General features: G+C 36.1%; 18 protein-coding genes and 1 pseudogene. 9 read left to right on the plus strand and 10 right to left on the minus strand.

The features are described 5' to 3' along the window. Positions 1-13 precede the first annotated feature (13 nt). From FN817_RS02405 to FN817_RS02430, 6 genes and pseudogenes are all read right to left on the minus strand, one after another. Complete coding sequence (locus FN817_RS02405; RefSeq protein WP_142716556.1) at positions 14-1,969, minus strand: T9SS type A sorting domain-containing protein; 1,956 nt, start codon at positions 1,967-1,969, stop codon at positions 14-16. A 518-nt stretch (positions 1,970-2,487) separates the two neighbouring features. Beyond that, positions 2,488-2,616 (minus strand): annotated as a pseudogene (locus FN817_RS02410) (acyl-CoA dehydrogenase); the annotation flags it as partial. 326 nt (positions 2,617-2,942) lie between these two features. Beyond that, positions 2,943-4,895 carry a T9SS type A sorting domain-containing protein gene (locus tag FN817_RS02415; RefSeq protein WP_142716557.1) on the minus strand — a complete coding sequence of 651 codons (1,953 nt, stop codon included), beginning with the start codon at positions 4,893-4,895 and terminating at the stop codon, positions 2,943-2,945. A gap of 493 nt (positions 4,896-5,388) precedes the next feature. After that, positions 5,389-6,567 (minus strand): acyl-CoA dehydrogenase family protein, encoded by a 1,179-nt coding sequence (locus FN817_RS02420; protein ID WP_142716558.1) that lies wholly within the window; start codon positions 6,565-6,567, stop codon positions 5,389-5,391. A 128-nt stretch (positions 6,568-6,695) separates the two neighbouring features. After that, positions 6,696-7,484, minus strand: coding sequence for an NUDIX hydrolase (locus FN817_RS02425; RefSeq protein ID WP_052186399.1), 789 nt, complete (start codon positions 7,482-7,484; stop codon positions 6,696-6,698). Between the two features lie 16 nt (positions 7,485-7,500). After that, complete coding sequence (locus tag FN817_RS02430; protein ID WP_228451448.1) at positions 7,501-8,685, minus strand: MFS transporter; 1,185 nt, start codon at positions 8,683-8,685, stop codon at positions 7,501-7,503. Positions 8,686-8,861: 176 nt separating this feature from the next. Here FN817_RS02430 and FN817_RS02435 point away from each other — a divergent pair, with 176 nt between their 5' ends. From FN817_RS02435 to FN817_RS02460, 6 genes are all read left to right on the plus strand, one after another. Beyond that, on the plus strand, positions 8,862-11,783 hold the full coding sequence (locus FN817_RS02435; RefSeq protein ID WP_142716559.1) for a SusC/RagA family TonB-linked outer membrane protein: 2,922 nt from the start codon (positions 8,862-8,864) through the stop codon (positions 11,781-11,783). 11 nt (positions 11,784-11,794) lie between these two features. After that, positions 11,795-13,345, plus strand: a complete 1,551-nt coding sequence (locus FN817_RS02440) for a RagB/SusD family nutrient uptake outer membrane protein (RefSeq protein WP_142716560.1) — start codon at positions 11,795-11,797, stop codon at positions 13,343-13,345. Between the two features lie 2 nt (positions 13,346-13,347). Beyond that, entirely contained in the window at positions 13,348-14,772 is a 1,425-nt protein-coding gene (locus tag FN817_RS02445) for a glycoside hydrolase family 30 protein (RefSeq protein WP_142716561.1), read from the plus strand. 9 nt (positions 14,773-14,781) lie between these two features. Then, positions 14,782-17,004, plus strand: coding sequence for a beta-glucosidase BglX (gene bglX / locus FN817_RS02450; RefSeq protein ID WP_142716562.1), 2,223 nt, complete (start codon positions 14,782-14,784; stop codon positions 17,002-17,004). A gap of 87 nt (positions 17,005-17,091) precedes the next feature. Then, complete coding sequence (locus tag FN817_RS02455; RefSeq protein ID WP_142716563.1) at positions 17,092-17,901, plus strand: glycoside hydrolase family 16 protein; 810 nt, start codon at positions 17,092-17,094, stop codon at positions 17,899-17,901. Between the two features lie 36 nt (positions 17,902-17,937). Beyond that, positions 17,938-19,377, plus strand: a complete 1,440-nt coding sequence (locus tag FN817_RS02460; protein ID WP_142716564.1) for a glycoside hydrolase family 30 protein — start codon at positions 17,938-17,940, stop codon at positions 19,375-19,377. A 175-nt stretch (positions 19,378-19,552) separates the two neighbouring features. Here FN817_RS02460 and FN817_RS02465 read toward each other — a convergent pair whose 3' ends face one another. Continuing rightward, positions 19,553-20,362, minus strand: a complete 810-nt coding sequence (locus tag FN817_RS02465) for an enoyl-ACP reductase FabI (RefSeq protein WP_142716565.1) — start codon at positions 20,360-20,362, stop codon at positions 19,553-19,555. Between the two features lie 120 nt (positions 20,363-20,482). Then, on the minus strand, positions 20,483-20,782 hold the full coding sequence (locus FN817_RS02470; protein WP_114821904.1) for a hypothetical protein: 300 nt from the start codon (positions 20,780-20,782) through the stop codon (positions 20,483-20,485). 139 nt (positions 20,783-20,921) lie between these two features. Between FN817_RS02470 and FN817_RS02475 the strand changes: the two genes are divergently transcribed. Continuing rightward, complete coding sequence (locus tag FN817_RS02475) at positions 20,922-21,479, plus strand: DNA-3-methyladenine glycosylase I (RefSeq protein WP_142716566.1); 558 nt, start codon at positions 20,922-20,924, stop codon at positions 21,477-21,479. Positions 21,480-21,609: 130 nt separating this feature from the next. Beyond that, positions 21,610-22,371 (plus strand): Rossmann-fold NAD(P)-binding domain-containing protein, encoded by a 762-nt coding sequence (locus tag FN817_RS02480; RefSeq protein WP_142716567.1) that lies wholly within the window; start codon positions 21,610-21,612, stop codon positions 22,369-22,371. A gap of 321 nt (positions 22,372-22,692) precedes the next feature. On the opposite strand, the gene FN817_RS02485 is transcribed toward FN817_RS02480, so the two are convergent. After that, positions 22,693-23,547, minus strand: coding sequence for a nucleoside phosphorylase (locus FN817_RS02485; RefSeq protein ID WP_047422702.1), 855 nt, complete (start codon positions 23,545-23,547; stop codon positions 22,693-22,695). A gap of 21 nt (positions 23,548-23,568) precedes the next feature. After that, on the minus strand, positions 23,569-24,054 hold the full coding sequence (locus FN817_RS02490) for a hypothetical protein (protein WP_142716568.1): 486 nt from the start codon (positions 24,052-24,054) through the stop codon (positions 23,569-23,571). 232 nt (positions 24,055-24,286) lie between these two features. Between FN817_RS02490 and FN817_RS02495 the strand changes: the two genes are divergently transcribed. Next, positions 24,287-26,116: a cytochrome-c peroxidase gene (locus FN817_RS02495; protein WP_142716569.1), complete on the plus strand. Its 1,830-nt coding sequence runs from the start codon at positions 24,287-24,289 to the stop codon at positions 26,114-26,116. Positions 26,117-26,124: the final 8 nt, after the last annotated feature.

Here is a 26,124-nt window from a genome sequence, read left to right on the forward strand (position 1 = left end):
AGAGTGATTGATTCTACAATTTTACTTTTTTATTAATGACTTTTCCATTAGAAAGCGTTAGTTGAACTATATAGACTCCAGCTTCTAAGCTTCCTGACTCAAATTGTGTCTTATTAACTTCCTGCTGATGTACTAAAGCCCCAGAAATACTGTAGATACTGATGTTTTTAATAGCATCATTAGCTCTGGCCTTGATTTGACGATTTTGCGTGAAGATATCGGTGCTGCTTTGTAAGGATTGGCTACCAATGGCTTTATTGAACTGCAGATTATAAAAAGGGGTTACCACTTCGAAAGTGTACATTTGAGAATCCAGTTTTTTCAGATCAATACCTCCCGCTTCCTTGTATTTTTCTTTTGAAATGCTGGTGATCAAATTTTTATTCTGATCGAAAATATTCACTGAAGAAAGCTCATCCTGACCAATTTTTAATTGTAAAATATGATTGATTTCTGACTGTACGATTTCATTTTCAGCAATCGTTGCAGGTGTATTCTTGATATACGGGATCATTTTATTTTCATTGTTTTCCGTTACTTTAAGCAGATAAACTCCATCTTTTAAAGTAGATAAATTTTGGTTTGCAGTAGATCTGCCGACTGTTTTTTCTTTATTAAAATCTGTAATTTCCATCAATTGCATATTTCCAAGATCAGGTTTTATCTGGGAAGAAGATAACGGGTTCGTATCAGGTGATTTATTGTCTGATTGCTTACCAAAAATAGACCCTGCTATTGCCCATTGGTTTAGCAATCCTCCACTTCTAAGAGAGTTAAACTTTGCATTAGATGCTAAAACAAAAGGTATAGCTCCTCCGCTGTGACCTAAAGGTCCCCACGATAAGCTCTTGATATTATATTTATTAAAATCATACCAAGGATAATAACCTCGCTGTGTATCCACTGTACTATAGGAATTGTTAGGAGGAATGATTTCATCTATTGTAGAAGTTCCCATAGTTGTAGGTGTTTTGTTGTACCAATCAGAAACATTATTGGCTTTCAGGCATTTTCTGGCGTTTGCATTCTGATTATTGATTACATCATTGATGAATTCTGATGTGAACATATTCCTCCATATAATTGGTCCCCATAATAACCCACCATTATCTTTTGTTACATGATAATCAAAGGCATTTAGATAATCAGGTGAGATAACTTCAGAAATACTGTTTGTGTATATATTATAACCTGCAGATTGACAGGAGTTTAAGATGTAGCCTATAAATGCCGTTACCGGGTAAATGTCTTTTTGCAAAATACCTTCATTAAGGGTAATGCCAGAAAGATCATAAGGACCATCTCCCATGAAAGCATATTTTATTTTAAGGTTATCAGGATTATTTACACTAAGATATTTTAAGGTAGACATTGCAGCGTGTCCTCCTTGCGAATAGCCTGCTAAGAAATATTCATCATATCTTTTTACATTCAACTGAGATAAAACCTTGTTTGCCGCTTTTACAAAATCTACGGTTGCCCCACCTTCTGTTACAGAATTTATATAGGGATGAATTCCATCTCCGGTTCCCATTCCCACATAATCAGGAGCCATTACGATGTATCCGTTCAATGCATAAGAAAGTTCCATGGCAAAACCAAACCAGAAAATACCTTTTAGATTCGATGGAACATTATTACGAGAATCTGTTGTCGGGTGGTCATGAATAACAGTAGATAGTTTGTAGTTTACATTAGGATACATGACAAGTCCAGTTGCTTTTACAAGAGCATTTTTTTCATTTTTGGTATAATAGGTAATTTTGTAAGCCTTCAATCCTACATTAAAGCCATTGAGGTAGCTTACAAAATCCGGAGCGTTCTGTTCACCAAGATTATTACCGATAAAGTTAGTAACTCCTTGTGGTGTTAGATCTAGTTTTTGTTCTACACTTACAAGGTCACCTGCTTGTTGGCCAAAATAAAAGGGCGCAGCAAAGCTTAACAGAAATAAAGATAATTTTTTCATGTGTGTGTGTGTTTAAATTATTGTTTGATTTTTAAATATTATGGGTTGATTATGTTGAATTATTAAAGTGAAATTATTTAATGTTTAGTTATTGTTTGATCTTTGAATATCATTTTTTAAGTATTGTTATTTCATCGTTTAGGGTGATAATGAAGGATGATTTAATTGCTTGAAACGGTATTCTAAAAAAGGCTTTTTTATGTATAAATGTGCTTTTTGGTTTTTAATTTATGCTTTTACATATGAAATTAACTGTATCTAAGGAATTCTTTTGGTTAAATATTTTGATATAGTTAAAAGAATATTAGCGCTGTCCGATTGTTTATTTCTTGTTATATTATAAGTTGGCTGCTTCATGTTTAATTTGTGTTTAATTTTTTGAAGTTAACTATTTATTAACAATGGTCTTGATTTTACTAGCTAAACAATTATTCATTGAATATCAATTCCTAGGAAAGTGAATAAAATAAAAGAGTCTGATCAATTGACCAGACTCTAATGATATATTTTGGCTTTACTTAAAAAGCGTTAATTCCCGTAATATCTAAACCGGTGATTAACAAATGAACGTCGTGAGTTCCTTCATATGTAATTACGGATTCCAGATTGGCAGCATGTCTCATCATTGGGAATTCACCCATAATACCCCATGCCTCACAGAATTTGTCTTTTTTCATGGAGATTTAAAAAGACTAAAGTGATTAAAACAATAAAGCTTTGTTCGGGATAGTTATTAATCAGGCCTCAGCAATTGATACCATTGAATATAAATTCAGCATTACACTTGGCTTGCAATGATCCAGAAAGCTATACTAAAATTGACAACTGAAATATTCAGCGCTTATGTTTACAGGAAGTGAAAACTTCGCCCCCTTTTGGTAACTTTCCTGTTTTGTATAAACTAAAAAGCACCCCATCCATCGCCGGAGTGCTCAAAATTAACTTGAAATAAGATATATAAGAGTGATTGATTCTACAATTTTACTTTTTTATTAATGACTTTACCATTAGCCAGCGTTAGTTGAACTATATAGACTCCAGCTTCTAAGCTTCCTGACTCAAATTGTGTCTTATTAACTTCCTGCTGATGTACCAAAGCCCCGGAAATACTGTAGATACTGATGTTTTTAATAGCATCATTAGCTCTGGCCTTGATTTGACGATTTTGCGTGAAGATATCGGTGCTGCTTTGTAGGGACTGGCTACCAATGGCTTTATTGAACTGCAGATTATAAAAAGGGGTTACCACTTCGAAAGTGTACATTTGAGAATCCAGGTTTTTCAGATCAATACCTCCCGCTTCTTTGTATTTTTCTTTTGAAATGCTGGTGATCAAATTTTTATTCTGATCGAAAATATTCACTGAAGAAAGCTCATCCTGACCAATTTTTAATTGTAAAATATGATTGATTTCTGACTGTACGATTTCATTTTCAGCAATCGTTGCAGGTGTATTTTTGATATACGGAATCATTTTATTTTCATTGTTTTCCGTTACTTTAAGCAGATAAACTCCATCTTTTAAAGTAGATAAATTTTGGCTTGCAGTAGATCTGCCGACTGTTTTTTCTTTATTGAAATCTGTAATTTCCATCAATTGCATATTTCCAAGATCAGGTTTTATCTGGGAAGAAGATAACGGGTTCGTATCAGGTGATTTATTGTCTGATTGCTTACCAAAAACAGACCCTGCTATTGCCCATTGGTTTAGCAACCCTCCACTTCTAAGAGAGTTAAACTTTGCATTAGATGCTAAAACAAAAGGTATAGCTCCTCCTTCATGGTCTAAAGGTCCCCAAAAAAATGAATTTAATTTATATTTATTTAAATCCCAAGTAGAGTAATAACTTCGTTGTACATTAAGTGTTTTTGACGTATTCTCAGGTGCAATTGTATGATCTATATTGGAATGTGATAGAGTTGTAGGAGTATTATTAAACCAGCTGTAGACATCCTTAGATCTTAGACATTTTCTAAATATGTTATTTTGATTATTAATTGCATCATTGAAACTTGAGGTGAAAAGCTCTCTCCAAATTTTGGGTCCCCATGACATACCTCCGTTATCTTGTATAACATAATAATTGTATTTCTCCAAATATGCTGGAGAAATTACCTCTGAAATGTTAGTATTATATGTTTTGTACCCTGTGTTATTGCAGGAGTTCAAAATATTGGCAATAAATGCAGATTTAGGATAGGTATCATTTATCAGTATATTTTCAAAAGTAGATTCCGAAAGGTCATATGGCCCGGCACCGAGATATGCGTATTTAAATTTTAGATTATCATTTTTTTTAAAATCACTTAATTTTTTTAATGTAGCCATTGCGGCATGTGCTCCTTGCGAGTAGCCTGCCAAAAAGTATTCATCATAGCGTTTCACCTTCAGTTGTGCCAAAACATTATTGGCTGCTGTAATGAAATCAATGGTTGCTCCGGCTTCGGTGGCAACATCTATATAAGGATGAATGCCATCTCCACTTCCCAATCCCACATAGTCAGGAGCCATTAAAATATAGCCATTGAGTACATAGGACAATTCGATTACAAATCCGAATTTTTTGATACCTTTAAGATTAGATGGGACATTATTCCTACTGTCAGTAGCCGGATGATCGGATACTATAGTTGATAATTGATAATTAACATTAGGATACATCAGTAAGCCGGTAGCTTTTACAAGAACATTATTTTCATTCTTTGTATAATACGTGATCTTATATCCTTTTAAACCTACATCGAAACTATTAAGATAGCTTGCAAAGTTCGGAGCATTTTGGTCTCCTAGATTATTGGCAATGAAATTGACTACTCCTTGTGGTGTTAAATCTAATTTTTGTTCTACACTTACAAGGTCACCTGCTTGTTGGCCAAAGTAAAAGGGCGCAGCAAGGCTTAACAGAAATAAAGATAATTTTTTCATGTGTGTGTTTTTTTAATTATTGTTTGATCTTTAAATATTATGGATTGATTATGTTGAATTATTAAAGTGAAATTATTTAATATTTAGTTATTGTTTGATCTTTAAGTATTGTTATTTTATCGTTTAGGGTGATAATGAAAGATGATTTAATTGCTTGAAACGGTATTCTAGAAAAGGCGCTTTTATATCTAAATGTTCTTTTTGTTTTCCAATTTATTCTCTTACATATGGAATTAGCTGTTGTATCTAAAGAATTCTTTTAGTTGAATATTTTGATGTAGTTAAAATAATATTCGTGCTGCCTGATTGATATTATAAGTTGGCTGCTTTATGTTTAATTTGTATTTAGTTTTTTGAAGTTAATTATTTATTAACAGTGGTGTTGATTTTACTAGGTAAATAATTATTCATTGAATATCAATTCTCAGGAAAGTGAATAAAATAAAGGAGTCTGATCAATTGACCAGACTCTGATGATATATTTTGACTTTAATTAAAAAGCGTTGATTCCCGTAATATCTAAACCGGTGATTAACAAATGAACGTCGTGAGTTCCTTCATACGTAATTACGGATTCCAGATTGGCAGCATGTCTCATCATTGGGAATTCACCCATGATACCCATACCTCCCAGAATTTGTCTTGATTCTCTGGCAATGTCGATAGCCATTTTTACATTGTTACGCTTAGCCATTGAAATTTGTGCAGGAGTAGCTTTGTGAGCATTTTTAAGAGTTCCTAACTGAAGGCATAACAACTGAGCTTTTGTAATTTCAGTTAAGAATTCAGCCAGTTTTTTCTGCTGAAGCTGGTAAGAACCGATTGGTTTTCCAAACTGTTTTCTTTCCTTAGAATACTGAACCGCAGTACAGTGGCAGTCAATAGCTGCACCGATTACGCCCCATGAAATTCCATATCGTGCAGAGTTCAGACAAGATAAAGGTCCTTTCAGTCCTGTTACTCCCGGAAGAAGGTTTTCTTTTGGTACTTTTACATCATTGAACACCAATTCTCCGGTTTTTGAAGCTCTTAAGCTCCATTTATTATGAGTTTCAGGAGTGGTGAAACCTTCCATTCCTCTTTCAACGATCAGTCCCTGCACTTTTCCTTCTTCATTTTTTGCCCACACCACAGCGATATCACATAGAGGGGAGTTCGTAATCCACATTTTAGCCCCATTCAAAAGATAATGATCTCCCATATCTTTAAAATACGTTTCCATAGAACCGGGGTCTGAACCATGATTAGGCTCTGTCAATCCAAAAGATCCAATCATTTCTCCGGCAGCAAGCTTAGGAAGATATTTCATTTTCTGTTCCTCAGAACCGAATTCATTGATAGGAAACATCACCAAAGAGCTTTGTACCGAAGCTGCAGAACGTACTGCAGAATCACCTCTTTCCAACTCCTGCATAATCAGACCATAAGAAATCTGGTCTAATCCTGAACCGCCATACTCAACCGGGATATAAGGTCCCAATGCCCCGATTTTCCCTAATTCTCTCATAAGATTAGGTATATCAGTATGATTTTGAGCGGCCTGATCTATCTGCGGCATTACAAAACTCTCAACCCAGTCTCTTACAGATTGGCGGATTAGTTTGTGTTCTTCAGTAAGTAAAGCATCAATTCCATAATAATCAGGGATGCTTGTAAGAGGATAATATGACATGATTTTTTGATTTGGTTAAAAGTAACATTTTTCGTGGTGTCTTGAAAATTTTTTTGAAAACTTATCTTTCGGTTGGTTTTCAGACAGATAATGTTCTTTTTATTTGTTTATAAGATAAATACTGTGTTTTAAGCCTCCTCATCATTGGAGATAGGATACTGATTGGTAGAATTGTGGACCTTGCTTTTAAATTTATACAGATAAGGTGCTTTATTAGCCGAGCCATCATATAATTTTTCCAGCCGGTCAAGGATATTTAAACTTAAAATTTTCCGCTGGAAGTTATTTCTTCTGAATTTTTGGCCCAAAATAGTTTCATAAAGAGACTGAAGATCTTTCATTGTGAACTTTTCAGGAAGAAGATTGCTGGCCGCTACTTCAGTATTGATATTCATCCGCAGATATTCCAGCCCTGTTTCAATGATTCTGTCATGATCAAAAGCCATTTTGGGCAGATTGTTTACCTCAAACCATTCACAACTTTCATTGAAAGCATCAGGGAAAGTGTTGGCCATTGAAAAATCAATAAGGCTGCAATATCCTACTGTAATGAATCTTTGAAAAATCCAGTGATCTTCCGGTACCTCAATTCCCTTATTGTTAAGAAGAATCTGGTGAACATTATTTTCTGTACGGTCTATTCTCCCAAACGTATGAAATTGTTTCAGAAATATATCTTTAAGGTGTGTTCTTTCGTATAAAACCCTTGCTGCAGCTTCTCTTAAATCTTCATCATTGAAAACAAAACCACCCGGAAGTGACCATAAATCCAGATCGTGATACTTCAAAAGAAGAACTTTCAAAATGTTATTATGAAAGCCGAATATAGTACAGTCCACAGAGATATGGGCAACAAAATCTTTGGTATCGATAAGTTCCCGAAGTGTTTCTTTACTTTTTGTGTCTTTGATTTTCATGGCAGTAAAAATAAAACTATTTTCTTTTTGTAACGTTAAAAAATACTAAACTGGTAACAAAAAGAATAATAACGAAAAATAATATATATAATGGATAAAAGTTTAAGAGTTGTTTTTCAAATAAAACAGCCATAATAATTGAGCTTACAGAGCTGCCCAGAGAAGAAAAAATAACAATAAGAGAGGTGAATAGGTTTACCTTTTCTTTATCCATCTGTGCAATCATTTTTGAATTGATGACAGGGTAGAGCGGTGACAAAAATAACCCGATCACAGGAAATAAGAAGAGAATGATCCTTGAATCTGCTGAATCAAAATACTGTACACCTACAATAATGACCAATAAAGAAATAATGAAAGCCATACATGAAAGGTAGTAGCCAGGCAATGAAAATCTACGGATAATATTGGCTGTTATGGTTCTTCCTACATAAGAAAATACCGCCAGAAAAGAGGTAGCCTGAAGAGCAAAAAATGAATTGACTTTCAGATGATTCTTATAAAAAGACGGAAGCCACGAGTTGAATCCCTGTTCTATAAAAACAATAAAAAATATAACCCCAAGGAATAGCATTATAGAAGGAGTTACAAACCCTGAAAGCTCAGAGAATATACTTTTGTTTTCCAAAGGTTTGGCTTCAGAAATTGTAATTTTTGATAACAGGAATATCGTTAATGCGGATAAGAAAGCGATCAATAAAAAACAAAATTTCCAATATTCAGAGTATTCACTGGATACCACCCATCCAAAGCAGGTATTCACGACAAAGATCCCGATCATAAAGGAAGCTTCTACGCTGTTCATTGTCTTTGCCAGTGATTTCTCATCCGAAATATTGTTCCTGATAATCCCGAAAACACAGATCTTACCAATCGCAAAACAGGCTCCAATGATGGCAAACCATAATTTGAAGAACCAGAAAACCTCAATGAATGGCAGCAGGCAAGAACAAAAACCAACAATTACCAAAGCTGAAATCAATGCTTTTTTTGTTCCCGTTTTGTTGATAAAGCTTACCGCAAAAAGGGAGATAAAGGCGATGGGTAAATCTTTAAAAGATTCTAATAAACCTAATTCTCCGTAAGTGATTTTCTCTTCAGATAACTGCAGAATGATCAATCCCATACAGTTCAAAACCATTGAAAAAATAAGAAAGGTAAATTTTAACGGAAGAGAAATTTTAGAAAGCTTGATGATCATTTTGGGAGTCTTCTTTATTGTTTTTTTGTGAAATTTTATGAAATATTGATGCGAAGATAGGGCTTCTAACCCTGAAAAATAAAAGAAAAATTAAAATATTTATGAATAGAATGTTAATTAATTGAAAAAAAATATATTTTTATTGTCTCAATTTGAGAATTAAACAATAACTGTATATGAATGTAAGAATATCAAGAAGCGTAGGAGTGGTTGCCGTCCTCTATTTTACGGCCAACTTCAGTGCCCAGACCACCAAGTCGAAGGACACAATTGCTAAAGAAAACAAAATAGACGAAGTAGTAGTGATTGGTTACGGTACTCAGAAGAAGAGTAATGTGACAGGAGCTATAGCAAGTATTAAAGCCAGCGATATTGAAAATATTCCATCTGGTAAGCCGGAACAGGTATTACAGGGAAGGGCAGCCGGTGTTTCGGTAGTGACCAATTCCGGTCAGCCTGGTGCTGCAGCTACAGTACGTGTAAGAGGTATTACCAGTTTTGGAGCGGGAAGTAACAGTCCTTTATGGGTGGTAGATGGTATTGTTGTAGACAATATCGGATGGCTTAACCAATCGGATATAGAAAGTATAGAAGTCCTTAAAGACGGAGCTTCATCTGCAATCTACGGAGTCTCCGCAGCAAAAGGAGTAATTCTTGTGACAACAAAAAAAGGGAAAAGAGGAAAACTGACTCTTTCTTATAATGGGTTTTATGGTTTCTCAAATGCTTCTAAAAAACTGGATCTTCTGGATGCCACGCAGTATGCTAAAATTATCAATGAAGGTTTTGTAAACGATGGAGGAACTCCTAGATTTACCAATCCTGAATCATTTGGAAAAGGAACCAACTGGCAGGATGCTATTTTCGGAACAGGTGAAAAATCGTCTCATGAAGTAAGCATTACTGGTGGTAATGAAAAATCAACCTACTATACATCATTCGGATATTTTGATCAGAGTGGTATTGTATTGAGTGATATTTCTTATTATAAAAGAATCAATGCAAGATTCAATTCAACCCATAAAGTTACAGACTACCTGACAATAGGCCAAACCTTTGCTTATACCCATGTAAAATCTCAGGGGGTAAGTGCCAATGAGGAATTTGGAGGCCCATTAGCTTCCGCAGTTAACCTGGATCCTACCACTCCGGTTGTGGTGACAGATTGGTCAATGGTAGACCCGAGTGGCTATACCAACCCTTATATCATCCGTGATTCTGAAGGCCGTCCCTATGGAATTTCAAGATATGTAAATCAGGAAATGACCAATCCGCAGGCTTTCCGTCATATACAACAGGGAAATTATAGCTGGTCTGATGATTTCGTAGGAAATGTTTTTGCCGAGCTTAAGTTTCTCGATCACTTTACATTTAAAACCAGCCTGAACGGTAAGAAATCCTATTGGGGAAGCCGTTCTTTTACCCCGAAATATTATTTAAGTCCAAACTATAACAATACCAGCTTCAACAGTCTGAATAAAGTGGATGAGAATAAATTTGAGTGGAGTATGGAAAATACTTTGACCTATCAGAATAAGTTTGGGGATCATAATATCAACATTATGATTGGGCAGGGAGTTTACCGATACAACATTGCTGGCGGGGCTAGTTTGACCTATAGTAATCTACCTATTGATAACTGGCAGGATGCTTCTTTCAACTTTAATATTCCGCAGGATAATATTACTGCAACAGGATGGGATGGAATTCAGACCCGTAAAGCATCTTATTTTGGTAGAATAATTTATGATTATGCGGACAAATATTTATTCACCGGAACAATTCGTAGAGATGGTTCTTCAAAATTTGCGACCAATCAGCATTGGGGAACTTTCCCTTCTATGTCCCTGGGATGGAATGTTCATAAGGAAAACTTCTGGCCGGAGAACAAGGTAATTAATAACTTAAAACTAAGAGGAGGTTACGGAGTATTAGGAAATGATGAAATGGATAACTTCAGATTTGCAAGCTTTATGGTTTCAGGAAGTAACTATACTAACTCTGGAAATAATATCATCATTGGATATGCACCAAGTACATTGGAAAACCCAAACCTGAAATGGGAGCAGACCAGTCAGCTCAATATTGCCGCAGATTTAAAATTATTCAACAATTTCACTCTTACTGCCGACTGGTACAAAAAGAAAACAACAGATATCCTTAGACAGATCAATATTCCTGGTTATGTAGGAGTTCCGAATTTACCTTGGTCAAACGTAGGAGATATGCAGAATACCGGTCTGGAGCTTGAGTTAGGATATAAAAAGAACTGGGAAGATTTCGGAATTTCAGTTAATGGTAACTTCGCTACGATAAAGAATGAAGTTCTTAGATTGGAAGATGACATTAAATACTTTAACCTTGCCTCTTTCCAAACAATGGGAGCTGTTTCCAGAGTAGCAGTAGGACAGCCATATGGATCGTTCTACGGGCAAACATATAGTGGCGTTTTCCAAAATCAGGCACAAATTGATAACTATGTAAATGCAAATGGAGTAAAATTACTACCTGATGCAAAACCGGGAGACTTTATCTGGCAGGATAACAACGGAGATGGTAAAATTGATGATGAAGATAAAGTAAACTTAGGAAGCTCTATCCCGAAATATACTTTCGGACTAACAGTAAATCTTAATTATAAGAATTTTGATTTAATGATGTTCGCTCAAGGACAGGCTGGTAACAAGATTTTCCAGGGTCTGAGAAGATTGGATATGCTTGATGCCAACTATCAGACAAGAATCTTAGACAGATGGACAGGTGAAGGCTCTACCAACGATAATCCTAGAGTTACGCGTAATGACCCTAACCATAACTATTCATGGATGTCAAATTATTATCTTCAGAAAGGTGATTATGTCCGTTTGAAAATTGTTCAATTAGGCTATACCATTCCTAAAGACGTTACCGAACGTTTCGGAATGAGCAAAGTAAGACTGTACATCACCGGAGAGAACCTTGTTACTTTCACAAAATATACCGGTTACGACCCGGAAATTGCAGGAAGAAATAATTCCGAACAGGATATTATTGGTGTAGACAGAGCTTATTATCCACAGGCAAGAACATTCCTGATAGGTGCTAATATTCAATTTTAATGATTAACAAAATGAAAAATAAGAATTTTATATATAAAGGACTTGCCGTTGCATTCCTGACAGGTCTGAGTTTTACCAATATGGGTTGTAGTGATTCCTACCTGGATGATGTACAGAATTCAGGATCTTTTAACACTGATTTGTATTTTCAGAATGAGCAGCAGTCTTTCAGTGCTCTGGTTTCAGTATATGATCTTTTGAGAAAATATTCCGGAGGATTCGAAAATTCAGTTACTTTCTTTAACGCAGGGTCCGATGATTTTTATTCAGGAGGAGGAAACTCTAATGATGGAGCAGGAATTCAGGGGCTAAATAACTATATGATTAACCCGAACACAATGCCAGCCAGTTACTGGAGAGACTATTATCAGGGAATTGCACGTGCTAACCTTTTAATAGAAAGAGTTCCGGGGGCAAATATGGGTGATGATATTAAGAAAAGATATATTGCAGAAGCAAAAGTTCTTCGTTCATTATATTATTTCGAACTGTTAAGAATGTTTGGAAATATTCCTTTGATCCTTAAATCCGTAAAGTTTGATGATAATTATTGGAATATTCCACAGGCTAATCCCAGTGATGTTTATAGTCAGATAGAAAGCGATATCAATACTGCTATTCCAGATCTGATGATGGTATCAAGTGGGAATGATAAAGGAAGAATCACACAGGGAACTGCAAGAGCTATTTTAGGTAAAATTTATCTTTATGATAAAAAAATGCCTCAGGCAGCAGCACAGTTCGCTGAGGTAAATGGTACTCCCGGAGGAACCAGCCAATATGGATATAAACTGGTAGCCAATTATGCAGACTTATTTAAAGTAGGACCTGAATTATCGGATCCTTATAAGTTTTCAACAGAATCTATCCTTGAAGTAATGCATACCAATAAAGGAAACTCCGATTGGGGATTCTGGGGGCAGGGTAAAGATGAAGGAAACTCTATCAACGTAATGGTAGGACCTCGTTCTTATTCACTAAAAGATATCCCGAATAATAATGCACCTGATATCTATTCAGGCTGGGCATTTAATACCGTAACAGAGAATTTTGTTACTTTCATGCAGGGAGATCCAAGACTGGATGTAACCGTTTTCAATGCAAAAAAACTGGTAGCAGATGGTAAAATTACTTACAGCCCAGCGTTTGCTGATACAGGATATTTCTTAAATAAATACTTACCTACTAATGCTTTAAAAAGTTCACTCCCAGGACCGGCAGAACTGAATTTCCGTCAGAATTATATTGCGATAAGATTAGCAGATACTTATCTGATGGAGGCAGAAGCTTTAGGTGGAGCAGGAGCAAGAGCTCAGGCTTTATTAGATGCGGTAAGATCAAGAGTTGGATTATCATCGGTTCCGGTTTCTTTACAGGCCATAAAAGATGAGAGAAGAAGAGAACTTGCAGGAGAAGGGCACAGATGGTTTGACCTTGTAAGATGGGGAGATGCTCCTTCTAAGCTTGCGTTCAAAGGATTTAAAGCCAATAAAAATGAAATTCTTCCAATTCCGTTCAATGAATTGCCGAATACAGTTTTAAAACAAAATCCTGGATACTAAAAATGAAGTTTCACAACTTATATAGTTTCTTTAGAGGTGCCGCACTACTTAGTGGTGTGGCCCTTTTTTCTTTGTCGTGTACATCAGTTGCTTTCAACAAAGGAAATGAAGTTCAGTACTGGCTTACAAAAGGTGATGGCAGTTTAAAATTACAGCAGCAGATCACTGTTAAATTTGTAAATAGCACCAACAGCTTTCAGAATATTGAAATTGACGATTCTCAAAAGTTTCAATATATTGATGGTTTTGGATATACATTAACAGGAGGAAGTGTTGAGGTAATCAACAGATTGTCATCTTCCAAAAGGAAAGCACTGCTTAATGAACTTTTTGGAAATGGCAAGAACTCAATTTCCATCAGTTATTTAAGATTAAGTATAGGAGCTTCCGATCTTGATGGTGAAGTATTTTCTTATGATGATTTGCCGGAAGGACAGACTGATCCTTCTCTTTCAAAATTCAGCCTGGCAAAAGATAAAAACCTGATTGCGATGTTAAAAGAAATTTTAGCAATTAATCCTTCTGTTAAAATCATTGCAGCGCCATGGTCACCTCCGGTTTGGATGAAAGACAATGGAAAATCAAAAGGAGGAAGCTTGAAACCTGAATTCTATAAAACATATGCTCAATATTTTGTAAAATATATTCAGGGAATGAAAAAAGAAGGGATTACCATTGATGCCGTAACTCCTCAGAATGAACCTCTGCATCCGGGAAATAACCCGAGCTTGTATATGCCTTCTGAGCAGCAGGGAAATTTTATTAAAAATCATTTAGGTCCGGTTTTTAAAGCCAATGGAATTACCACTAAAATTGTGGTTTATGATCATAATTGCAGCAAACCAGAATATGCCATTGATATTTTAAAAGATTCCGAAGCCAATCAATATATTGATGGATCTGCTTTTCATTTATATGAAGGAGATATTTCAGCATTAAGTACGGTACATGATGCTTTTCCGGATAAGAATTTATACTTTACCGAACAATGGACCGGATCCAAAGGAACTTTTGCCGAAGACCTGAACTGGCATACAAAAAATGTCATCATCGGATCTATGAGAAACTGGAGTAAAATTGCACTGGAATGGAACCTTGCCAATGATCCGGAATATGCGCCGCATACAGATGGAGGATGCACAGAATGTAAAGGAGCAATTACCGTGTCTGACAGTGAGAATTTCACCAGAAATGTTTCCTACTATATTATTGCACACGCTTCGAAATTTGTTCCGGCAGGTGCTCAGCGTATCGCTTCCACACAGACTGATAGATTGTCTACTGTTGCTTTTAAGACTCAATTTGGGAAAATAGTGTTAATTGTGCAGAACGATAACCCTTCAGATGAGAATTTTAATATTAAATTTGCCGGGAAAACCGCTGCTGTAACAATTTCAGGACGTTCTACAGCAACCTATATTTTTTAATTTGATACTATGAAAAGAGTTTATTTCTTACTGGCATTTTCAGCATTGGGATTGAATGCTTACGGACAGAAAACAATTGATCAGAAGGTAGCCGAATTGCTGTCTAAAATGACCCTTGAGGAAAAAGTAGGGCAGATGGTCCAGTACAGTGGGTTTGAATATGCTACAGGACCTCAGAAATCTAATTCGGCAGCCGTGTTAGAAGAAATTAAAAAAGGTAAAGTAGGGTCTATGCTGAATGTGGCAGGATCAGAAGAAACCAGATCGTTTCAGAAACTGGCGATGCAGTCAAGACTGAAAATTCCTTTGCTGTTCGGGCAGGACGTTATCCATGGATACCGTACCACATTTCCTGTAAATCTGGGACAGGCAGCAAGCTGGGATCTTGGAATGATAGAAAAATCAGAAAGAATCGCTGCAACAGAAGCCGCTGCTTATGGTATTCACTGGACATTTGCTCCAATGGTGGATATTGCCAGAGATCCCAGGTGGGGAAGAGTGATGGAGGGTTCCGGGGAAGATACTTACCTGGGAACAAAAATAGGATTGGCAAGAATCAAAGGATTTCAGGGCAGAGGTTTGGGAAGTTTGGATGCAGTGATGGCCTGTGCAAAACATTTTGCAGCATATGGAGCTGCTGTAGGTGGAAGAGATTACAATTCTGTAGATATGAGTCTCAGACAACTCAATGAAACATACCTTCCTCCGTTCAAAGCTGCTGCTGAAGCAGGAGTAGCTACTTTTATGAACTCTTTCAATGACATTAACGGAATTCCGGCAACGGCTAACAAATATATTCAGAGAGATCTGTTAAAAGGAAAATGGAACTATAAAGGTTTTGTGGTTTCAGACTGGGGAAGCATCGGGGAAATGGTTCCTCATGGCTATGCCAAAGATGCTAATGAAGCGGGAGAAAGAGCAATACAGGGCGGAAGCGATATGGATATGGAAAGCCGTGTCTATATGACAGAACTTCCAAAATTGGTCAAAGAAGGAAAGGTAGATCCGAAACTGGTAGATGATGCAGCAGGAAGAATTTTAACCAAGAAATTCGAGATGGGTCTTTTCGATGATCCTTATAGATTTAGTAATGAAAAAAGACAGAAAGAACAAACTGACAATCTGGAGAACAGAAAATTCGGAAGAGAATTTGGGTCAAAAAGTATTGTTCTTCTTAAAAACCAGGGAAATATTCTTCCCCTTTCAAAAACGACAAAAACAGTTGCACTGATAGGACCTTTCGGTAAAGAAACAGTAGCCAATCACGGGTTCTGGTCTGTAGCGTTCAAAGATGACAGCCAAAGAATCGTTTCACAGTTTGACGGCATTAAAAATCAACTGGATAAAAACTCCACTTTATTATATGCAAAAGGCTGCAATGTAGATGATCAGGATAAAACCCAGTTTGCAGAAGCCATAGAAACGGCTAAAAAAGCAGACGTGGTAATTATGACATTGGGAGAAGGCCATGCGATGAGCGGAGAAGCAAAAAGCAGAAGTAATATTGGTTTTACAGGTGTTCAGGAAGATTTATTGAAAGAAATTGCCAAGACAGGTAAGCCGATCATTCTGATGGTGAATGCAGGAAGACCTTTGATTTTCAACTGGGCATCAGATAATATTCCAACAATTGTGTACACATGGTGGTTGGGAACTGAAGCAGGAAACTCTATTGCAGACGTTCTGTTTGGTACCGTGAATCCCGGAGGAAAGCTTCCGATGAGCTTCCCAAGAACAGAAGGGCAGATTCCTGTGTATTACAATCACTATAATACAGGAAGACCTGCAAAAAATAATACAGACAGAAACTATGTTTCAGCCTATATAGATCTTGATAATGACCCGAAATATCCGTTTGGATATGGTTTAAGCTATACTGATTTCAAATATTCTGATATGGTATTAAGTTCAACAAGCCTTACAGGAAATCAGACTCTGAATATCAGTGTTACCGTTTCCAATACAGGAAAATACGATGGCGAGGAGGTTGTTCAGCTTTATATCAGGGATCTTTTCGGTAAAGTAGTAAGACCTGTAAAGGAACTGAAAGGTTTCCAGAAAGTACTTATCAAAAAAGGAGAAAGTAAAAAGGTCGATTTTAAACTTACTCCCGAAGATCTGAAATTCTTTGATGATGAGCTGAAATTTGACTGGGAAGGTGGAGAGTTTGATATTATGATCGGAACTGACTCTCAACATGTCCAGACAAAAAGAATAAACTGGACAAAATAAAATTGACGAGAGTTGAATTCAATAGGAGCGGGCTTTAGCCCGCTTAATAAAAGATTTTGAATATGGCTTTAGCCAAAACCTAAACCTATGCATCTCAAAGCTAAAAATATCATTAAAATAGTTGCAGCAGGAACTTTATTCCTTTCTGTTACGAACTGTGCCTCGCACAAACCTGATTCTCACAGAACCCTGATCTGGAATGATGAATTTAATGGGAAAGGTCTTCCGGATTCATTAAAATGGAATTATGATACCGGAGGAAGCGGTTTTGGTAACGAGGAAGCTCAGTTTTATACCAAAAACAGGCTTGAGAATGCCAGAATGGAAAAAGGAAACCTCATCATTGAAGCTAAAAAAGAAAATTGGGAAAACAATAAATATACTTCCGCAAGACTTTTAACCAAAGGAAAATTTGCTTTTCAATATGGAACAGTAGAAGTCAGAGCAAAGCTTCCCAAAGGTCGTGGAACATGGCCGGCAATCTGGATGATGAGTGAAAATATGAAGAAATGGCCGGATGATGGTGAACTGGATATTATGGAGCATGTTGGTTATAACCAGGGATTTATACATGCTTCCGTTCACACAAAAAAATACAATCATATTCAGGGAACACAGAAAACAGATACACTGTTTGTAAAAGATGCCAGTGAGAAGTTTCATGTCTATAAAGCAGACTGGACACCGGAAAAGATTGATGTGTATATCGATGATCAAAAATTTTTCACCTATGTGAATAAAGAGAAAAGTAGTGAAGCATGGCCCTTTGACAGACCTTACTTTATCATTTTAAACCTAGCTGTAGGTGGAATGTGGGGAGGGCAAAAAGGAATTGATGATTCTATTTTTCCACAGAAATATTATATAGACTACGTAAGAGTCTACCAGAATAAATAATGAATAGGGGACACCATTGTCCAAAATAAAAAAATCATGAGAAAACTAATTGTAAGTTGTTTTGTAGTAGGCGTTGTCATCAATGTCAATGCTCAGAATTATTGGAAAAAGAATGCCGGAAAAACAGCTAAGGTGATCCTTACCAATTCGAAAGCGGATGAGAAGATGGCGGATAAAGGAGCCGTTAAATTTGAACAATTTGGTCAGCCCAAGGAAACGGAAGCTTGTATTTTTGTAGCTCCCAACTTTAAATATCAGAAACTGATAGGAATTGGCGGTGCCATCACAGATGCATCAGCAGAAACTTTTTATAAAATGCCAAAGAACAAGCAGAAGGAAATTCTGGAGGCTTATTTTGGAAAAAACGGATTGGGTTACACTGTGGTACGTACCAATATGAACTCCTGTGACTTCTCCAGTGATTCTTACATGTATGTAGAGGATAATGATACTTCCCTGAAAACGTTTAATGTTGCTCATGATGAGAAGTATAAAATTCCGATGATTAAAGAAGCGCAGAAAGCAATAGGAAGTAATTTTACCTTCTATTTCTCTCCATGGAGCCCGCCTGCCTGGATGAAATCAAACAAAAGTTTGTATAAAGGAGGAAGATTAGAAAATGAATACTATCAGACATGGGCAGATTACTATATCAAATTCATTAAAGAATACGAAAAAAGAGGAATCAATATCTGGGGACTGACCGTTCAAAACGAGCCAATGGCTACCCAAAGCTGGGAATCATGCATCTACACCGCTGAAGAAGAAGGAGAATTCCTGAAAAAGAACCTTGGACCCACCCTTTGGAAAAACGGATATAAAGATAAAAAAGTAATGATCTGGGATCATAACAGAGACCTCATCTACCAAAGAGCCACTACTACATTAAGCGATCCTGAAACTTCAAAATACGCCAGCGGTATCGGGTATCACTGGTATGAAACATGGAACAATAAAACCCAGCTTTTTGACAATTTAGCAGAAACGCACAGAGCTTTTCCGGATAAATTCTTAGCGTTCACGGAAGGTTGCAAAGAACAGTTCAGTATGGATAAGATCTATGATGTAAGCCTGGGTGAGCTTTACAGCAAAAATATGCTGAACGATTTTAACAAAGGAAATGCATTATGGACTGACTGGAATATTCTATTGGATGAAACCGGAGGACCTAATCATAAAGGAAACTTTTGCTTTGCCCCAATTATTGCAGACACAAAAACAGGAGAGGTATTCTATACCTATGAATACTATTATATAGGCCACGTTTCAAAATATATCAAACCCAATGCTCAAAGAATCGGAAGCTCTTCCAACAGAGCTGCGTTGACATCTTCCGCTTTTATGAATGAAAACGGACAGCTGGTAACTGTTATTATGAATGATTCCGACAATGATATTGAAACGAATCTATGGATAGAAGGAATGGCTGCCAAATTGAATGCTCCTGCGCACTCTATACAGACTGTAATTTTATAGTTTCATATTACATATTAATATTATTTTTGACAGACCCGGCGGCCTCTTTGAGGCCGCCGGGTTTTATTTGTGAATGATGAGTTTCCAGATGATAGAAACAGAAAACCCATGAAGTTTTTCATGGGTTTTATTTATTCTTGAACGGAACTTTGTCCGCTATTTTTTTAATGAATGATTATTCAACATCATACTTGCTGATTACTTTCTGAGTAACACCCGAGCTGCTGAAACCTCCATCATGGAAAAGGTTCTGCATCGTTACTTTTTTAGTAAGATCAGAGAATAAAGTTACACAATAGTCTGCACATTCAAGAGCTGTGGCGTTTCCTAGTGGAGACATATCTTCTGCATATCCAAGAAATCCTCCGAAACCTTTCACACCACTACCAGCAGTAGTCATTGTAGGAGACTGAGAAACGGTATTTACACGTACTTTTCTTTCACCCCAGTAGTTTCCGAAAGTTCTTGCAATGCTTTCAAGATAAGCTTTGTTATCAGACATATCATTATAATCCGGGAATGTTCTTTGAGCCGCAATATAAGTAAGCGCCAGGATGCTTCCCCATTCGTTCATACAATCTTTTTCCCAAGCTACACGCATTACTTTATGGAAAGAAACAGCGGAGATATCCCAACCTTTTTCCAACCAATCGTAGTTCATTTCTGTATAATGTTTTCCTTTTCTTACGTTGATAGACATTCCGATAGAGTGAAGGATAAAGTCGATTTTTCCAAATTTTGCAACTGCGGCATCAAAAAGTTTTTCAAGATCTTCTATAGAAGTAGCATCAGCACCTATTACTTCAGAACCTGTTTTTTCTGCTAAACCATTAAGCTCTCCCATTCTTAAAGCAATAGGAGCATTGGATAAGATAAATTCAGCACCTTCCTCATGGCATCTTTCAGCAACTTTCCATGCGATAGATTGTTCATTAAGGGCTCCAAAAATAATTCCCTTTTTGCCTTTAAGTAAACCGTATGACATAATTTTTTAATGTTTATTATAATACAAATGTAGCAATAATTGTGGTTATGACATAATAAAAAATGGAGCCTTATCAATTTAAGACTCCATTTTATTGAAAATATTTATATGACTGAAATACTAATTGGTTTTCTTATTCCATTCTGCCTTTACATCCTCTGCCGCATCTTTGGTTTTTTCCCATGCCTCATCTGCTTTATCCTTGATATCCTCCCATGCATCGGATACATTAGCTTTTACCCTGTCGAGCCAGTCTTCCTGGCTGGCTTCCTGATCATTATTCCTTTTCTCATTAATATAATCTTTAGCCTTATCTGCCAATTCATCGATTTTCCATTTGGCCTTGTCCGTTGCATTCTGTAAAGAATTTTCTACATTGTTTACTGCATTTTCCGCTTTGTTGTACTCTGAATTGTTCATAATAGTATAAATTTTAGTTTGGTATTAGTAATTAAACAATAACCATTCCTAAAATCGGTAGCCTCTGTTAAACTTTTCATAATCTTTTGTTATATTTTTCCAAATCAGCAGTATCTTTAGTAGATAAAATTTGATAATTATGGAAAAAATACGGTGTGGATGGTGTGAAAAAGATGATCTCTACAGAAAGTATCATGACGAAGAGTGGGGAAGACCCGTGTATGATGATGAAACACTATTTGAATTTCTTATTCTTGAAAGCTTTCAGGCCGGACTGAGCTGGTATACTATCTTATCTAAAAGAGAAAACTTCAGAAGTGCTTTTGATCATTTTGATTATAAAAAAGTAGCCGCTTATTCAGAGAAGAAGATCGAAGAATTAATGAACAACCCGGGGATTATCAGAAACAGGCTTAAAATTCTTGCAGCAGTTACCAATGCTCAGCGATTCATTGAAATTCAGAAAGAATTCGGGAGTTTTTCTAATTATATCTGGAACTTTACAGGCGGAAAACCCATTGATAACAGTCCCCAGACTTTAGCTGATGTTCCTGCCACAACAGAAATTTCCGATCTTATTTCCAAAGAACTTAAAAAAAGAGGGTTCAAATTCGTGGGTTCTACAGTAATTTATGCCCATATGCAAGCTACCGGAATGGTAAATGACCACATAAAAAACTGCTTTACCAGGAAATAATTGCAGGTATTTATTCAAATTCTGGTAAAATAAATTACAAATAAAAAAATCTTGAAAGGCTTATGGATACTTTGTTTCATAACTTATCGATATTTTTGTACCATTAAAAAATGAAAACCTCTGTTGAAATATGAAGAAAATAGGAATTATAGGTTATGGCTGGCTTGGAGAAAAAATTGCATCTTCTTTATCCGGAAAATATATACTATCTGCAACGACAACAACAGATAATAAAGTAAATGATCTTAACAGCAAAGGAATTCATGCAGTACTAGCTTCTTTTCCGGATTATCAGCTGACAGAACCTGTTTCTCAATGGGAAGAAATTAAAAATATTGATGTCTTGATCATTACCATTCCGGTTTCTGAAAAAAGCTGTTGTGTAAGTTCTTTATATAACAGAATTCAAAATTTATCAGCATTTATCGGAGATTTTAAAGGACAGATGTTTCTAATGAGTTCCACAGGAGTTTATCCGGATCTTCCAAAAGAGTTTACAGAAGAGGATATTCTATTGGAAAGTGTGTCAGGAGAACGAATGCTAAGAAACAAATATCCTCAGCTCAATATTCTGAGACTTGGCGGTCTGATGGGAGACAACAGACTTTTGAAAAATTATAATGTCGGCAATCTTGATCATGCTGTGAATCATATTCATTATGCTGATATCAGCGCCATTATCACACAAATGATCGAAAACAAAACAGAAGCAAAACTTTATAATGTTACAGCTCCGATTCATCCGGCAAAAAGCCAGGTGATTAATGCACAGAAAAATATATTTGATGAAGAAAAGTTTGAGGTGAAAGGAAAGAAAGTGTTGTCTTCAAAATTAATTTCAGAACTGGATTATACATTTCAATATCCTGATCCTAGGACTTTTCATTTGTAATTAATTTGATTGGATTTGATCTTCCACCCATTTATACATACTCAATTCTTATGATACCCTTTGTCATTCCGTAGGAATCTCTATGTTATTTTTAAAAACTGTATTTAGATTCCTACGGAATGACAAACCGGATGGGTAGTTTTATTCATCGTGAAAAAAATAACTATTTTCAATATAATCAAATTTAATAGGGCTAACATCCTGAGCGTAGACGAAGGAAGCCCGTTTTCAAAATAGATCAGATTCATTGGCTTTAGCCAAAACCTATAAAAAAACCTCCGGAAACAACTTCCGGAGGTTTTTATTATATCAATAAAAGAATTATTTAATAATTCTTTCCAATACCCAGTCAATAAGGTTTTTCTCTGACGCATGGTGGTCTGCAGAGAACTCACCGCGTCTTCTGTTGGCAATAACGTTATTTACGGTAATGGCTTTATGTCCTAATAATTTTGAAAGCGCATAGATCGCAGAGGTTTCCATTTCAAAATTGGTAATTCCAAGGTCGTTCAATGTTTCTAAGAATTTGTCATCTACCGCTTTTAGACGAAGCTGTCTTCCCTGTGGAGCATAGAACCCCGGGAATGTTGCTGTATTTCCGTGGTATTTGGCATCTTTGTAATATTCTCCCATTTCTTCCGCCCAGTCTGAGAAATAAAGCATCGGTTTGATTCTTTCGTAAGGGAATTTTTCTAAGAAGTTTTTGGAAAACTCATTTTCAAAATTATAATCCTGGTAGAAATGCATCAATCCGTCTAATCCTACTACATTTTGGGTAACCAGCATATTATCAACCTGTACATCCGGGTTTACACTTCCACAAGTTCCCATACGGAATAACTCAAGAGCTTTATGTTCAGTCTTAAATTCTTTATTTTTAAGATCAATGTTCACCAAAGCATCCAGTTCGTTCATGACGATATCGATGTTTTCAGTTCCGATACCCGTAGACATTACAGTAATTCTTTCTCCACGAAGCGTTCCTGTATGTGTGTAAAATTCTCTTTTATTTTTTTTGATTTCTACCGTATCAAAGTATTTTGAAACTTTTGCCACTCTGTCAGGGTCACCCACAAGGATGATTTTGTCAGCAATATCTTCAGGTAAAAGATTCAGGTGGTATACACTTCCGTCTTCATTCAGAACAAGTTCTGAGGCAGCAAGTTTGTTTAGCATAATATGTATAATTTTGTTTTTTTAATTAATGATAATCGCATCTTTATAAGGAGATGCCATCACTTCATAGATGTCATTGTATTCTTCTACAATTCTTTTCTGGCCGTTCATCACTTCGTATACCGTAACAACAGTTTTTTCAATGTTTTTGGGATCTTTTCGCTGTGATGTGATTTCGTAGAAATGATTATCTTTTGTAAGAATAGAAATCAGTTCTTCCTTTGTAGAATTGTTGGAAGTCATCATTCCCGGGAATTCTGCCACGATATCTTTGAGATCAGAATAATTTTTATAAGGCTTGGTAACACCATTGGAATACACATACACATTGGGAATGTTTTTATCCTTTTCAAGGCGCACCAGATAATAATCAGAACCTTTTTTTTCTGCATAGACAGCCATTTCCTGTGGCTTTCCTGCTTGTTTTTCCGGTTGCTTTTTTTTCTGTGAAAATGCAGTCAGAGAAAGGAAACTTGCTGCAACAGCAAACCATAGTTTTGTTTTCATAATACTATTTTAGTTTTTTTGATGTGTTGAATTCAATTAAAAAAAATCCTCGCCCAATAATCTCCCGCCATTATTTTTACCGGTATTTCGAAAAACCGTTTTCTTTAGAATAATGAATTTGATTTCGGGGTTTAAAATTAGTGAAAAATATGATATCAGAAATATAAACATTATTTAATCTGTTATTAAAACTGAGATAACATCAGAGTAATACTTTTGCCGCTAAAAATTCATGAGATCTTATCCACTGCTTATAATCGTCCTTCTGATAGGATTTGCAGTAATGTCTTTTAATCCTGTTTATAAAGGAAAAGAAAGCGAAAATACATTTATCAATAAAGGGTTGTCTAACTTTAAGACCAAGCTTGAACAGCTGAAATCAGATGTTGATAAGTTCTCAGAAGACCGCATTTCCCTTGAAGAATTACAGAAATCTCTGAGCAGTACCAGAAATTCATTCAAAGAAATAGAATTTTATGTGGCTTATCATTATCCCGAATTTACCAAAACCCATCTGAATGCAGCCCCATTGTTTCATATTGAAGCCGCTGGAACGTCCGCTTATACGCTTCCTCCTGAAGGATTGCAGGTGCTGGATGAATTGATATTTTCAGATGAAGCAGGAAATGAAAAAGAGAAGATCAAAACCATCACTACTTTTTTATACAACAGCTATTCCGGGTTTTATTTAAGTGCTTTAAAAAATGGATTGAGCAAGGGCAATAACAAGACATTACCCTTACGTATTGAGCTGATCAGAATCTATTCTCTCGGGGTGACAGGTTTTGATACTCCGGGTTCTCTGAATATTTCCGGGGAAGCCAGCCACGCTTTTTCAGGAATGCAGAAATATATTAATGATGACCCTTATTTTAAAAATTATAATACGCAGAAAGCCAATCAGATTTTAACAGAAGGAATCACTTACCTTTCAAAAAATACCGATTTTGAAAATTTTGACAGGATCGAGTTTTACAAGAAATATGTACAGCCTTTGTATGAAGAGCTAGGGAAATGGGATGGAAGACCAGATGATCTTAAAGAATTTTCCGGCTGGAATGTAGGTAATAAGAACTTTTTCAGCAGTGATTTTTTAGATCCGTATTTTTATACCTTATTGAAATCCTCAGAAGATAATCCTGAACTCCGCAATCTTGGAAAATCAATTTTCTTTGATCAGAATTTAAGTGGCAACGAGAAAATGAGCTGTGCAACATGTCATCTTCAGGAAAATGCTTTTACAGACCTTAAAGCAAAATCACAAAGTAACGTAGAAGGAAAAACAGTACTGAGAAATTCTCCGTCTTTATATAATGCTGTTTTTGCCAAGAGGTTTTTCTATGACCTTCGTGCTTTTTATCTGGAACAGCAGGCGGAACACGTCATTTATAATGAACAGGAATTCAATACAAGCTATGAAAGTATTATTCAGAAACTAAAAACTAAACCTGAATATAAAAAGGCTTTCCGTGCAGCTTTCAAGGATGGAAAGATCAGTAAGGAAAACTTTTCTAAGGCATTAAGCTCTTATGTGGCTTCATTGTACTCATTTGACAGCGACTTTGACCGTTTTATGAGGAATGAAAAGAATGTTTCTGAGGACGTAAAAAAAGGATTCAACCTGTTTATGGGAAAAGCCAATTGTGCAACATGCCATTTTGCCCCACATTTTTCTGGTTTGGTACCACCATTCTTTAATGAAAATGAATCTGAAGTACTGGGAATACCTGCCAGACCCATCAAACAGCTTCCGGTGGAGCTTGATCAGGACTTAGGAAGAGGAAACAGTCCTGTGAAAAAGGAAAAATCATGGATTTACGATTATTCATTCAAAACCATCACCGTCAGAAATATTGCGCTTACCAAACCTTATTTCCATAACGGAGCTTTCAATACATTAGAAGAAGTTCTTGATTTTTATAATGAAGGAGGTGGAGAAGGATTAGGATTAAAAATGAAAAACCAGACCCTTGCACCGGATAAATTAAACCTCACTGAAACAGAAATAAAACAGATTATAGCCTTTCTGAATGCCCTTACAGATGTGAGTAAAGCGAAATAGGCGAGGTG

The organism is Chryseobacterium rhizoplanae (assembly GCF_900182655.1).
Lineage (GTDB): Bacteria > Bacteroidota > Bacteroidia > Flavobacteriales > Weeksellaceae > Chryseobacterium > Chryseobacterium rhizoplanae.